At 67.0% G+C, this 13,714-nt stretch carries 11 protein-coding genes; 7 read left to right on the forward strand and 4 right to left on the reverse strand.

The window, feature by feature from the left end; translation table 11 throughout:
• Together KY501_RS50210 and KY501_RS50215 are read right to left on the reverse strand one after the other, a co-directional pair.
• A partial coding sequence (locus tag KY501_RS50210) for a cytochrome P450 (RefSeq protein ID WP_224372680.1) occupies positions 1-524 on the reverse strand: 524 nt, incomplete at its 3' end.
• 695 nt (positions 525-1,219) lie between these two features.
• Complete coding sequence (locus KY501_RS50215) at positions 1,220-2,128, reverse strand: LysR family transcriptional regulator (protein ID WP_224372682.1); 909 nt, start codon at positions 2,126-2,128, stop codon at positions 1,220-1,222.
• 76 nt (positions 2,129-2,204) lie between these two features.
• On the opposite strand from KY501_RS50215, the gene KY501_RS50220 reads away from it, so the two are divergent.
• The 3 genes from KY501_RS50220 (at position 2,205) to KY501_RS50230 (ending at position 7,672) form a co-directional block, all read left to right on the forward strand.
• Complete coding sequence (locus KY501_RS50220; protein ID WP_224372683.1) at positions 2,205-4,436, forward strand: S9 family peptidase; 2,232 nt, start codon at positions 2,205-2,207, stop codon at positions 4,434-4,436.
• A 278-nt stretch (positions 4,437-4,714) separates the two neighbouring features.
• Positions 4,715-7,261: an RCC1 domain-containing protein gene (locus KY501_RS50225; protein WP_224372685.1), complete on the forward strand. Its 2,547-nt coding sequence runs from the start codon at positions 4,715-4,717 to the stop codon at positions 7,259-7,261.
• Positions 7,262-7,372: 111 nt separating this feature from the next.
• Positions 7,373-7,672, forward strand: a complete 300-nt coding sequence (locus KY501_RS50230; RefSeq protein WP_224372686.1) for a hypothetical protein — start codon at positions 7,373-7,375, stop codon at positions 7,670-7,672.
• A 21-nt stretch (positions 7,673-7,693) separates the two neighbouring features.
• On the opposite strand, the gene KY501_RS50235 is transcribed toward KY501_RS50230, so the two are convergent.
• Both KY501_RS50235 and KY501_RS50240 read right to left on the reverse strand, forming a co-directional pair.
• On the reverse strand, positions 7,694-8,092 hold the full coding sequence (locus tag KY501_RS50235; protein ID WP_224372687.1) for a hypothetical protein: 399 nt from the start codon (positions 8,090-8,092) through the stop codon (positions 7,694-7,696).
• A 58-nt stretch (positions 8,093-8,150) separates the two neighbouring features.
• Positions 8,151-8,450, reverse strand: a complete 300-nt coding sequence (locus KY501_RS50240; protein WP_224372688.1) for an SAM-dependent methyltransferase — start codon at positions 8,448-8,450, stop codon at positions 8,151-8,153.
• A gap of 159 nt (positions 8,451-8,609) precedes the next feature.
• On the opposite strand from KY501_RS50240, the gene KY501_RS50245 reads away from it, so the two are divergent.
• From KY501_RS50245 to KY501_RS50260, 4 genes are all read left to right on the forward strand, one after another.
• Positions 8,610-10,445, forward strand: a complete 1,836-nt coding sequence (locus KY501_RS50245; protein WP_224372689.1) for a class 1 isoprenoid biosynthesis enzyme — start codon at positions 8,610-8,612, stop codon at positions 10,443-10,445.
• Between the two features lie 34 nt (positions 10,446-10,479).
• On the forward strand, positions 10,480-11,310 hold the full coding sequence (locus KY501_RS50250) for a PPK2 family polyphosphate kinase (RefSeq protein WP_224372690.1): 831 nt from the start codon (positions 10,480-10,482) through the stop codon (positions 11,308-11,310).
• A 159-nt stretch (positions 11,311-11,469) separates the two neighbouring features.
• Positions 11,470-12,666 (forward strand): serine/threonine-protein kinase, encoded by a 1,197-nt coding sequence (locus KY501_RS50255; protein WP_224372691.1) that lies wholly within the window; start codon positions 11,470-11,472, stop codon positions 12,664-12,666.
• Positions 12,667-12,711: 45 nt separating this feature from the next.
• Positions 12,712-13,695, forward strand: a complete 984-nt coding sequence (locus KY501_RS50260) for a zinc-dependent alcohol dehydrogenase family protein (RefSeq protein ID WP_224372692.1) — start codon at positions 12,712-12,714, stop codon at positions 13,693-13,695.
• Positions 13,696-13,714: the final 19 nt, after the last annotated feature.

Genomic DNA, 13,714 nt, shown 5'->3' on the forward strand with positions numbered 1-13,714 from the left:
GAGCGGTGCATGGCGCCGACGAACGCCGTCATGGCGGCGCTGAAGCGGTCCATCCACGACCGGTCGGTGACGCCGAAGACGGCCTGGATGATCACGTCCAGCGAGAGGGATTGGGTGAGGTGGTGGGCGGAGAACGGCTGCCCGCGCGGGAGCGCGTTGAGCCGCGCCAGCGTGAGGTCTCGGATGAGGGCGCCGTACGCCTTCATCCGCGCGCCGTGGAAGGGGGGCGCCTGGAGCTTGCGCATGGCGCGGTGGCGATCGCCGGTCTGGATGAGGATGGAGTTCTCGCCGATGAGCGGCGCCATCAGCTCGGCCTTGAGGGGATCGTAGATGCCGGGGTCCGCACCGAAGATGGTGCGGAGCCCCTCCGGCTCGCCGGTCACCACATATCCGCACTCCAGTCCGGGGAGGTAGAACGGGTCGCCGTAGCGGTCGCGGCAGTCGCGGAACAGCTTGAAGGGATCCCGCATGTACCGCAGCTGCTGCAGGATGGCGCTGGGGGGACCCTTCGGTAGCTTCGTCATCGGGTGGGTCATGGGAGGATAATCGCATGTCGATACCGCGGTGGTGTTTGCTGGCATTGCCCGAGCTCGCCCAGGCCGCCGTGGCCGCGGTGCTCCCCGAACTCGCTCTGGCCGCGCTGAGGAAGGACAGAAGCCCTCTTGGGCGTAGCGGGCGGGAGCAAAGCGGGAGGTGAGGGACGCTGACGAGGAGCCCATGAGCCGCACGCCGAGCTGGCGCAGAAGCCTTTCATCTCCAGCAGACACACGCCCGGGGCAGGCTCACTCTGGGACATATCCTATGAACCCCTTGAGGATGGGGCCTCGTGCTTCGGATAGGAGACGCTCCAAGTCGGCGCGCTTCCCTTCTCTAAAGAGTTGGCGGATGCAGGCTCTTGCCGTGGCGACCTCCGGCGGTTCGTCTCCAGAGGTAAAACGCTCACAGCGGCAGCGGGAATCCACTGCGTCAATGAGGGCGAGTGCCGACAGAGCCTGGTGTTGTCTCAAGAGGCTCGTGGCATTCTGATCCGCCTCATCGCAGAGACGCTGGCAGCGTTCCTGCCACCACACCCAGCCAATGGCAGCTACCACGGCAACTACGAACAGTGCACCGACTCGTGTCATCATAGTGTCAATCCCGGAATGAGAGGAAATGGTGCGTTGGTGCGACAATTCTCAATGAACAGCTGGCACCGGCCTATATTGAGCAGACACATGCGTTAGAGGGAGTGTGCTCCCTCCCTGGCAAGGGTGACGGTTTCGTGCGCGATCGCGCGGAAGTTCGCCGCTGCGGGCATGAGCTGCGGACCTCGAAAGGCGACCGCCAGCTCCGCCCATCCGGAGGCGCCGCTCAGCGCCCTGAACACCACGCCCTTCGGTCGCAGGGCCTGGGCCGACATGGGCGCGATGGTGATTCCGAGGCCCGCTTCCACCATGCCGACAACCGAGGGCCAGGAGCTGGCTTCCTGGTGGATGAGCGGCGAGAAGCCCGCGCCGAGACACATGCTGGTGATCGTGTCGTGCAGGCCTGGAGCCGCGTGCCGAGGAAAGAGGATGAAGGGTTCGCTCGCCAGCGAGGCCAGCGCGACGACCTTCTGACGCGCTCTCGGGTGCCGTGCCGGAAGCGCCAGCACGAAAGGTTCCCGGAGCAACTGCTCGACCGTCACTCCGTCATGCAGAAACGGGCCCCGGACGATGGCGAGATCCAGATCGCCGGTGCTGAGCGCTACGCCGACGTCCAGCTTCTCGCGGTCATCGAGCTCGAGCTTCACCCCCGGAAACCGTGACCGGAACCGCAGCACGATGCGAGGGAGGAGCCCGAGGGCCGACGACGCACTGAAGCCAACCCTCAGGGGTCCCGTTTCTCCCTGGGCCGCTCGCCGGACCGTGGACATCACCTCCACACGCCTCGCCAGCAGCTCCCGGGCGTCTTCGAGGAAGCGGCTCCCCGCGGAGGTCAGGGCCACGCGGCGACTTGTCCGGGTGAGCAGCTCCACCCCCAGCTCGGCCTCGAGCTTGCGGATCTGCTGGCTGAACGGCGGCTGGGCCATCCCTACCCGGGCAGCAGCCCGGCCGAAGTGCAGCTCCTCCGCTACCGCGACGAAAAGCTGGAGCTGGCGGAATTCCATATCCAGACGATATCCGTCTGGATCCGGAGTGAAAGATATATTGGTGGTGCACGATCCCCTTTCCTACCTTGCGGTCATGCAACGCCTCCTGTTCCGCCTCGGCATCCTGATCGCCACCCTCGCGGGCACTCCCACGCTGGCGGTCGAGCCCGGTGCTCCAGCGTCCGCCACGCCCGACACGCAGTTGCAGGCGCGGCTGGACCTCTCCGATCGGTACAGGCGGCTCCCGGAACTCATTCGAGACAGCCTGATCCCTCCGCAATGGCTCCGCGAGGGAGACCGCCTGATCTTCTGGTCGGTGCTGGGGACGGACGCAGGCACCTGGGTGCTGGTCCATGCTCGGACGGGAGCCATGAAGCCGCTGCTCTCCAGCGCCGAGCTGCGGACCCAGCTCTCGCAGCTGGTGGGGAAGCCGGTTCAGCTGCCGGACCAGCTGGGCTTCGCCATCGCTCCGGACCAGCAGGGGATCGTCTTCCGGATCGAGGACCGTTTCTTCGGCCTGGGCCTGTCGGATGGCCACGTCACGGCGCTGGCTCCGACCGATCTGGCCGCCCTGGCCCTGGCCCGAGGCAACCTCCTCGCTCCCGACGGTCAAGCCCTCGCGGTGCAGCGCGAGGGAGGCTTCGCCGTGCTGGGGCGCGATGGAAACACGCGGCTCGAGCGCAGCGGCGAGGAGAACTACGACTGGCAGGTTCCCGAGAGAGCCTGGTCTCCCGACAGCCGCTTCCTGATGGTCTGGCGCAACGATATGCGCGGCGTTCACAAGATTCCGGTCGTGGACTACTCGAGCGCCCTGGAGCGAGTGACCCTGGCCCCCTACGTCAAGGCGGGCACGCCGCTGGGACGGTCGGAGCTCTACGTGGTCGAACCGAGCACCGGTCGCGTGACGCGCGTCCCTCCCGCGGAAGGAGAGACCTATGACTGGTTCGCCGGCTGGCGCCCCGGCAGCGGTGAGGCGCTGGTCCTTCACATGTCGCGCGATGGCAAGCGACTGGACCTCTCCGCGATAGAGCCTGGCTCGGGGAAGCGCCGGCGGGTGCTGCGCGAGGAGCGGCCGGAGAGCTTCGTGGCCGGGCTGGACTTCGCTGAGGACGGCTGGGCACGCCAGGTCACACCGCTGCCGGACGACAGCGGCTTCCTCTGGTTGTCCGAGCGCGACGGATGGCGGCACGTCTATCTGTACGACTTCGCAGGCAAGCTCGTGCGCCAGGTCACCCGGGGCACCTTTCCCATCCATCAGGTGGTGGGCCTCGCGCCGAAAGGCGATGCGCTCTTCCTGCTGGCCTCCGCAGACAGCGCCGCGCCGTACGAGCAGTTGCTCTATCGGGGAAACCTCAAAGGCGGCGCGCTGAAGCGGATGTCGTCAGGCTCAGGCATGCACCGGATCATCTTCTCCCCTTCCGGCAACTACTACCTGGACTCATGGTCCTCTCGGACGCAGCCGCGGCTGCGGGACATGGTGTCCACGGACGGCAAGACACGCTTGCGTCTCGCGACGGCTGATGCGAGCGCCCTCGATGAGCTGGGCTACAAGCCTCCGGAGGCACTCACCGTCCTGGCTGCCGATGGCACCACCCCCCTGCACGGCGTGCTCTACAAGCCGCGCGATTTCGACCCGGGCAAGCACTATCCGGTCATCGCCTATATCTACGCGGGACAATTCATCACAATGGTGCCCTGGAGCTTCATCGGCACCGCCGCGTCGCTCCAAGCCAACGGCACCGCGCAGATGGGCTTCATCGTCATGCTGCTCGATCCCCGGGGCACTCCGGGCCGGAGCAAAACCTTTCAGGACGCGACCTATGGCCGGGTCGGCCAGACCGAGATTCCCGACTACGTCGCGGGCCTCAAGCAGGTCGCCGCCACCCGTCCCTGGATGGACATGGAGCGTGTCGGAATCTACGGCCACTCGTGGGGCGGCTACTTCGCCCTGCGCGGCATGCTGACGGCTCCGGAGTTCTTCAAGGCCGGCTACGCGGGAGCCCCAGGCGCGCTGGAGGAGGAGGCGATCATCAACGAGCCCTACCTCGGCCTCCCCAGCGGGAATCCCGCCGGCTACCAGGCCGGGTCCAACATGGCCCTGGCCGGGAACCTTCGAGGGTCGCTCAAGATGATGCATGGCTCCAGCGACGTGAACGCGTCCCTCTCCACGACGATGCGCATGGCCGACGCGCTGATCCGCGCAGGCAAGCACTTCGAGATGCTCATCATGCCGGGACAGCCCCACGGTCCCCTGCCGCCCGCGGACCGCTACTACTTCGATGACATCCACCTCTTCTTCGTCCGAACCCTCGGCGGTCCACGCTGAGCCGTTCGAGAACCGGGCGCTGGGAAGGCTGTGGCGCCCCGCAATCCTGGGGTAACAGCAGTGACCAGGAGGCTCCTGCTCCTGGTCACCCGCGTTACCAGGTGAGCAAGCGGAGCGCAGCGCACCCGCCTGGCAAGTCCCATGAATCGTTGAAGCCCATGGGAGAGTGAGATTCCGGTGTCGGCTGGCGTGCCGAATGCAGATGGCCTCGCGCGCACAATTGCTGACTGGCGCGCATGAGCGCCCGTGCGCCCGAGGAATCGACCATGAGGCAGGACATGAAGCGCAGGCATCCGTGGAGAGTTGCGCTCTTCGCGGGAGTGGTGTGGCTGGCCTGTGGAGCGCCCCTGGAGGAGCAAGGGCCCGGCGCCGAGCAGGTGTTGGGCACCCAGGAGCAGGCGCTGTGCTCGGGATTGGATGTGAGCGAGCTGACGCTGGAAGGGATCAGCTCGTTCGAGGGAGAACTCTCGGGCGCCGGTACGTATGCGGTGTCGGGTCTGGCAGCCGGCGTGCGGCTGGAGTACCGGGTGGAAGGCACGCTGCAGGTGGCGGAAGAGCGCCTGGGCATCACGGGCGAGTGGTTCTACAGCCAGCAGGGGATGAGCTGTGGGGGGCACGCGGTGACGGTGACGGCCTACCCCATGGTGATTGACAGCAATGGCACCCGCACCACGTGCTTCGCCTTCTCCAAGTCGTTGTCTCAAAACGTTCCGCAGGACTGCCCGGGTGGCCTCGCGGTGGGCAGCAAGCACTCGATGGAGTTGAAGACGGACGGCACCGTATGGACGTGGGGCAGCAATGAGGCGGGCCAACTGGGAAGCGGAAATCGGATCCGCTCCAATACTCCCCAGCGGGTGAGAGGGCTGAACGACGTCGTCGCCGTATCCGCTGGCAACAAGCACTCGGTGGCGTTGAAGCTGGATGGCACCGTGTGGACGTGGGGTAACAACAGCTCTGGTGAGCTGGGCGATGGGACGACCACGATGCGGATGTTGCCCGTGAAGGTGGTGGGCCTGAGCGACGTCGCAGCGGTGTCCGCGGGCGGATCCCACACACTGGCCTTGAAGAAGGACGGTACCTTGTGGGCGTGGGGCTACAACGGCTGGGGGCAGCTTGGGGACGGGACGGCGATCCAGCGCAACACGCCGGTTCAGGTGGTGGGGCTGAGCGGCATCAGCTCCATCTCCGCGGGCGCACACCACTCGGTGGCTCTGAAGATAGACAACACCGTCTATACGTGGGGGCTCAATTTCTGGGGGGCACTCGGAGACGGCACGACCACCAACCGCTCGCTTCCCATGCAGGTCTCGGGGCTCGGCGATGTCGTTGCCGTGTCCGCGGGCTTCTACCACACGCTGGCGCTGAAGGAGGACGGCACTGTCTTCGCCTGGGGCGACAACAGCCGAGGGGAATTGGGTGACGGGACGACGAACAACAGACTCCGGCCGTTACAGGTGCCGGGGCTCAGCAGCATCACCCGCATCGCCACCGGTAGCTACATCTCGGGTGCCCTGGAGCAGGATGGCACTGCGTGGGTTTGGGGAGTCAACTTCTATGGCCAGTTGGGAGACGGAACGACGGAGAACCGACTCACGCCCATGCCGTTGAGCGGCCTCACAGAGGTGAGTGACCTCGACATGGGGCAGGACCACATGGTGGCCGTGAAGGCGGATGGCACCCTCTATGCCTGGGGAGCCAATTACACAGGGCAGGTCGCCGATGGCAGCACCGCCAATCGCACTGCCCCCGTGCCGGTGGTGACCAATGGCCTCAGAGCCGTGACAGGAGGCTCTGGCTTCACAATGGCCCTGAAGCAGGAGGGCCTCACGTATGCCTGGGGTCGCAACGTCGAGGGCGAACTCGGCAACGGAGGATCCGCTTCCCGTCCCGTGCCGGATCAGCCGGTGTCGAACCTCAACGGAGTCATCGATGCCCGCGCGGGCCTCCTGCACGCCCTGGCGCTGAAGGAGGATGGGACCGTCTGGACCTGGGGCTCCAACAGCGACGGCCGCCTGGGGGACGGAACCACCACGCTGCGACGGACGCCTGTGCAGGTGTCTGGCCTCGGCGGCGTGATCGCCATTGCCGCGGACGATAACCACTCGCTGGCGGTGAAGGCTGACGGCACGGTGTGGGCGTGGGGTTCCAATGCGTATGGCCAGCTCGGGGATGGGACCACCAGCACCCGGTTGACTCCGGTGCAGGTCGTGGGCCTCAGCGACGTCATCGCAGTCAGCGCGGGTGGGCCCCACTCGCTGGCCTTGAAGGTCGACGGCACGGTGTGGGCGTGGGGCTCCAACGTCAACGGCCAGCTCGGGGATGGGACCACCACCCAGCAGGTGATTCCCGTGAAGGTGGCGAGCCTCAGCGACATCATTGCAGTCAGCGCGGGTCAATCCCACTCCGTGGCGTTGAAGGCGGATGGCACTCTGTGGACATGGGGTGACAACTCCAGTGGCCAACTCGGAGATGGGACCACCACCCGCCGGCTGACGCCGGTGAAGGTGTCGGTCCTCACCGATGTGATCGCCGTGAGCGCGGGAGCGTCGCACTCGGTGGCGTTGAAGGCGGATGGTGCGGTATGGACTTGGGGCTACAACGCCAGTGGCCAGCTCGGAGATGGGACGGCCGCCACCCGGTTGATTCCCGTGAAGGTGCTCGGAATCCCTCCGATCTCCGCCATCAGCACGGGTCACGCTCACTCCGTGGCCCTACAGAAAGACGGCACCCTGTGGGCTTGGGGGAGCAACAGCGATGGGGCGCTCGGAGATGGGACGACTACGGGCCGATGGGCGCCCGTGGCGGTGACTCACTTCGTTCAGTGAGTTCATCCGCACCCGAGCGCCCCCCTGCCCCTCCAGTGGCACATACAGGCTCTGCCCTCCAGGGCACCGTGCACGGCGCGGTAACGCACGTTTCCCAAGGAGAGCACGGCAATGATCATCACTTCCAAGCATGAACTGGTGCGCACCATCCGAGAGATGGCGCGCACCCGCAAGGTCCAATTCGACAACAGTGGCGCGTTCCTCTTCAACTCGACCGCCCTGAACGAGCAGAAGGTGCTCGACATCCTCACCAACGCCACCGAAGGGGTCGTCACGATCCATCATGACCGAGCGGATCTGAACAAGTACTCGGTCACGTCCCCCGTCCACGATGCGGAGATCTTCCTGGACGCGGATGTCCGCACCGAGCTGTGGGTGAGAGCCATCCTGCCCATCAACTTCTACAAGTGATGGCGGGGAGTACCGCCCCGCTCAATCGCGCCCCTGGCTCAAGCTGAAGTCGCCATCCCTCACGACATAGTCGAGCCAGGGCGTGCCGTCGCCGTCCACAGCCATGGTGATGGGAAAGCCGCGGGGGGAGTCGTCACCCGCGACGCTCGAAACGGTGACATAGAAGCTGACGCTCGAGAGTCTCTCGACGCCCTTGAAGCCCTGGGGGATCGAGATCACGACAGGCTTCATCTTGTCGTCGTCGACACGGGCGGAGTAGCTGGTCAGCGAGATGACGTCGTAATCCGAGAGCTCGGGAAACTGCACGTCGCTGATGAGAAAGTCATACGTCGCCCCTGCATGATTCCGCAGCTCCAGCCTCATCTCGGAGTCGTCAGCGCCGCATGCGGACAGGACACCGATCATGAGAGCCCAGAGCACGATGCGGGCTCTTTGCGTCAGGGCTTCCACGCGACACCACCATTCATGTACGCGGGGATCACGGGCGGCTTGCCCGGGTTGCGCCAGACGGCGACCGGCTCCGGGTGATCCAGCGCCTTGGGGCTGTCGCAGTCGAACGCCAGGTAGCTGCCTGATGATCCACCCCCTGCGACTGGATGAAGTGAGAAGCCCGGCCGATGAAGTCTCTCAGCGCACGAAACACCCGGGGGAAGTCGTCGAAGACAGCCTCGAAGGCTTTCGCCGCCGCCACGTCCACCGGGTAGTAATGCTTGCCTCCCAGCCAGTAATCGAACATCCGGCCCGTGTTGGGCACTGTCGGCTCGGCCTCTTGCGTCATCTGCGCCCTCCCCTGTTCCCCGTGGCGTTCCCGGGAGCGTCAGCATAGCCGCAGCCCATCATCCAGCTCTCAACGAAAGGCAGAGGCCTCACTCCTGGAACCTCCGTCGACGTGAGCTTTGGGGTACCGTTCCGGCGTTTTCCCCCCGGTAACGCGCCCATGCCCCTGACTGGTCTTTCCCCGAGCATCCGGCAGGAGATCGAAGCCTCATCGGCCCTCGTGGAGGCCCTGCGGGCTCACTGGCCCGCGGACATCGATCTGCGCCCGGAAGGAATCTCGAACTACCTCGACCTGCCCTACTTCTTCCTCCCGGCCTTTCCTCACCTGTCTGCCAGAGCCATCCGCCCCCTGGCCGCCTTCACCCAGCTCATGAATGGCGCCATCCTCCAGCACGACAAGTTGGCGGATGGGGACATCACCCCGCCCCGCGCCGGTGAGGCCGCCATGCGCCTCATGGCCATGCAGTTCGAGGCGTGCCACCTGCTCGCCCCCTCCATCCCCGCCCATGCGCCCTTCTGGAAGCGGCTGCGCACGGACCTGGCCGAGTACGCCCACGCCCACGTCGAGGAGCGGCGCTTCGCCCGCGGCCAGCGCCCCTGGCGCGAGTACACCGAAGAGGTCGCGCGCCGCATCATCCTCGGCAAGAACGGTGTCGCCCGCACCGTCGCCGCGGGGCTCGTCGAACTCGCCGGGGATGAGCGCCTGCTCTCGCCCCTGCTGGAGGCCATCGACGCCTTCCACTTCGCGTCACAAATGTGTGACGACCTGTTGGACTGGCGCGAGGACGCGTACCAGAGCACCCCGTCCCTGCTGCTGGCCCGCGTCCTCCCCGAGCGCCCGCTCCTCCACGGCGACGCGTTGGAGCACGCTCTGGACCGGCTCGGCCGCGAGCTCTACCAGGGAGGCCATGCCGCCCATGTCGTCGGCCTGGCCCTCTCGGCCCTGGATACGGCGGAGCGCCTCCGCGAGGCCCTGCCCGGACTCCAACTGCCCTGGTACTCGCTGACGGATGCGCTGCGGCGCCGGTGCCTCGCCGTGCAGGAGCACATCCAGCGGCTCTCGGCGGAGCAGCCCGCGCGCCTGCGAGAGCTGCCCCCTGTCGAGTTGGAGCTGCCCGAGCCCGTGGGGCGCTGGCAGCGTGTGGCCTGGGAGGCGCTGCGCTTCCTCATCCGCCAGTGGCACCTGGGCTTCGGAGAGATGCGAGCGGCCACGCAGGAGCCCGGCAGGGATCGCGCCCTGGTGCTCGACGCGCTGTGCGACGTGGACGCCGTGCTGGGAGGACGCCTGCGCGCGCTGCTCGACTACGAGGCGCGTGATCTGCTGGGCCGCCGCGGCCCCGTCCAGGGACAGCGCCCAGACGCAGACACCCTCACGCAGCTCGCGCGGGCCCTGCTGCGCACCGGCCACCGCCAACAGGCCGAACAGGCCCTGGGCACAACGCTCGAAGAAGCGCTCGCGGCCTCCTCCGCGGGACTCACGGGGGCCGAGCAGGCGGCTCCGCTCCACACGCTCTGGCTCCTCGATCCGGCGCGCTACGAGGATCCGCTCCAGCACTGCGCCGAGCAGTTGGAGCACCAGTTGGAGCCCGCGTCCTTCTGGCAGGAGCTCTCGCGCTCCGGACCGTATTCACGAGCCCACGCCACCCTGCGATTGATGTCCTCAGCCCGTCCCGCCTCGCCTGCCCTGAGACGCCTGCGCGCGTTCATCCGGGACTCCCAGCGAGACGACGGCGGTTGGAACATCGGCACGGGTCCCAGCGACGCACTCAGCACGGCCCTCGCGCTCCTCATCTTCTCGGGCGCTCACGAAGAAGGTGCGGAGCCGGCCGAGACAAGCCTCGCCGCACGAGCGCTCGCGTTCCTCGAATCATCCCGAGGAGCCGAGGGGGCCTGGTCCTCGCGCCCGCAGCCGAAGCCAGGATCCGATACGCCCCACATCAGCCGGACCCTCACGAGCGCTATTGTGCTCCAGGCGGCGCTGGGCTGCCCGCGCTGACCGGTCTCAGCCACTCATCGCAGAGGAGAAATCCGTGGACGCCACCGTGTTCGACAAGCCTGGAGCGAAGATCAAGCTCGACGCCATCTCCGAAAAGCCCCCCAAGGGAGTCACCGAGGAGAACTCCCGCGAGGAGTTCGAGCGCCTGGGCCAGGAGCTCTTCGATCTCCAGGATCTGCTCTGGGGCGCGCGCCAACACTCCGTGCTCGTCATCCTCCAGGGCCGGGACAGTGCCGGCAAGGACGGGGCCATCAAACACGTGGTGGGCAACCTCAATCCTCGCGGCGTCCACGTCACCTCGTTCGGCGTGCCGACGCCAGAGGAGCTGGAGCACGACTTCCTGTGGCGCGTCCACCGCCACGCGCCTCGCAAGGGCGAGTTCGCCATCTTCAACCGCTCGCATTACGAGGACGTGCTCGTCGTCCGCGTCCACGATCTCGTGCCGAAGTCGCTCTGGAAGGAGCGCTACGGGCACATCCGCGACTTCGAGGAGCTGCTCTCCGAGCACGGGACGATCGTCCTCAAGTTCTTCCTCCACATCAGCCGTGGCGAGCAGAAGAAGCGCCTGCTCAAGCGTGAGGAGGATCCCCGCACCGCCTGGAAGCTCAACGCGGGCGACTGGGAGGAGCGCGAGCTCTGGGACGAGTACACAGACGCCTACGAGGAGGCCCTCTCGCGCACCGCCACGGAGACGGCTCCGTGGCACATCGTCCCCTCGGATGCCAAGTGGTACCGCAACCTCGTGGTGGCTCGCGCGATCGCCGACGCACTCCGGCCTCACCGCAAGGCCTGGCAGAAGCACCTCGATGAAGAGGGAGCGCGCAAGCGAGCGGAGCTCGAGGCCTGGCACAAGGGCAAGCGGTAGCCCGCCGAATCCCTCGCTTTCCCCGGCTCTCCCTGCTCGGCGTGCCGCCTGCCCGCCGGTGCAGGGGTCTACACGAGTCATCGGCCATTCGGCCGATAGACGCGAACGGGAGGCGTGAGCGCACAATTCGCTCGTGAGCGCTAGCCGGAGGGTCAGCGCGTGAACGGGCAGTTCGGCAGCACAGCAGAAGCCCGCGCGCAAAGCGCCACTCCCACTCCTCCGCAGTTGGAAGGCTTCACCGTCCTCGAGTTCCTCGGGGCGGGTCCCTCGGGGCAGACGTGGCACGCTCGGACGAAGACGGGACGCGCGGTGGCGCTGAAGCTCCTCGCTCCCCGGCTCTCGTCACAGCCGGGCTTCCTCGCTCGCTTCGAAAAGGAGACGGCGCCCCTCATGGGGCTTCGTCATCCTCACATCGCGGAGCTGATCGATCGAGGACGCACCGGAGAGCTGTTCTATCTGGCGACGGAGTACGTCTCTGGAGGCTCGCTCCAGAAGCGTGCCCCGGAGTTGCCAGATGCCTCGGCCGCGATGAGAGTGGTGCTCGAGGTGTCCAAGGCGCTTCACCACGTGCACCTGCACGGGCTGCAGCACCGAGGGCTGAAGCCGGAGAACATCCTGCTGACCTCCTCCGGCATGGCGAAGGTGACCGACTTCGGGCTGGCGCGGCTGCGGGAGGACGAGGCCGTCAGTCCCGGCCCCTACACCGCACCCGAGCAGCGGACGCGCGCCGCCTCCACCGATGGCCGAGTGGATCTCTACGCACTCGCCACCGTGCTCTACGAGTTGCTCTACCGCGAGCGTCCACCCAAACCCTGGAGCGCCGCCGCGTCCAAGGTGCCCGTGCGAGACACGAAGCTCTTCTCCCTGTTCTCGCAGAGCCTCGCCGAGGAGCCCGATCGGCGCTTCAAGCGGATGCTCGACTTCGCCGATGAGCTGGAGCGGCTGCCCGGTACCACCCCGTGGACACCTGCCTCACCTGCCTCGACGACCGCGAGCCCGGCCTCGGGCCCCCTGCTGCTCGAGGTGAAGGGGCGGACAATCTGCGTCAAGGTCCGGGCGCGCGGAGACGCGGAGTGGCTCAAGCGCTCGCTGCTCGCACTGGAGCAGGTGCTCCGCCAGCAGGGCCCCTGGGGCATCGCGTATGATCTGTCCGAGATGACGGGCTGGAGCACTCGCGAGATCGAGGTGCTGGTGGAGCTCCACCGCCGCTTCGAGAAGAACCTCCGCCGTGTCGGCTTCTGTTCCTCCCTTCCCTCCGTGCGCGGTGGAGGAGTGCTGGTGGGGACCTCGGTGAAGGAGCTGCCCTGGAACACCTTCGCCTCAGCACGCGCCATGCAAGACTGGGTGGACGGGTGAGCGGAAAGCGGTAGTCTGCCCCGGCTTTCGAGCAGGAGGTCGGACATGAAGGCAGCACAGTTCGCGGCATTCGGGGCTCCCACGGAAGTCATCCAGGTGGTGGACAAGGATCCCGGACCGCTCGCACCGGGAGAGGCGCTCATCGAGGTACTGGCCACCCCCATCAACCCCTCGGACACGGCGACGCTCACGGGGATCTACGGCATCCTGCCGAAGCTGCCGGCGGTGCCGGGCAACGAGGGCGTGGGCCGCGTGGTACGCGTCGAAGGCACGGCGCCCGTGAAGCCCGGCGACATCGTCTTCCTGCCCATGGGCAGCGGCACCTGGCGCACGCACCTGAAGGCCAAGGCCCAGCGTCTGCTTCCCGTACCTCCCGGCGCGGATCTGCTCCAGATGGCGATGCTCTCCATCAACCCGCCCACCGCGGAGCTGATGCTGCACGAGTTCGTCCAACCCAAGAGCGGTGAGTGGGTGATCCAGAACGCGGCCAACTCCGCGGTGGGGCGCTACCTCATCTCCCTGGCGAAGCTCGAGGGCATCAAGACGATCAACGTCGTCCGGCGCGCGGGGCTCGCGGACGAGCTGAAGGCGCTCGGCGCGGATGTCGTGCTGGAGGACGGAGACGACCTGGACCAGCGGGTGCGCGAGGCCACGGGCGGCGCTCCGGTGAAGCTGGGCATCGACGCGGTGGGAGGCTCGGGGACGCTGCGGCTGGCCGATGCGATCTCCGAGGGCGGCACGGTGGTGAACTACGGAATCATGAGCGGCAAGGCGCCCCTCATCTCCCCCGCCGCCCTGATCTTCCGCAACGTGACGCTGCGCGGCTTCTGGCTGGCGCTCTGGATGAGGACCGCGCCGCGAGAGGCTCAGGCGGCGCTCATGGCGAAGCTGGCGAAGCAGGTCGCGGAGGGCACCCTGCGCGCGGCGGTGGATGCCACCTTCCCGCTCGAGAACGTCCGCGAGGCGTTGGCTCGGTCGCTCGAGGGCGGGCGCGATGGCAAGGTGTTACTGACTCCGGTGAAGGCCTGACGGCCGAAGAGAAAGAGGA

This window comes from Hyalangium versicolor, assembly GCF_020103695.1.
Lineage (GTDB): Bacteria > Myxococcota > Myxococcia > Myxococcales > Myxococcaceae > Hyalangium > Hyalangium versicolor.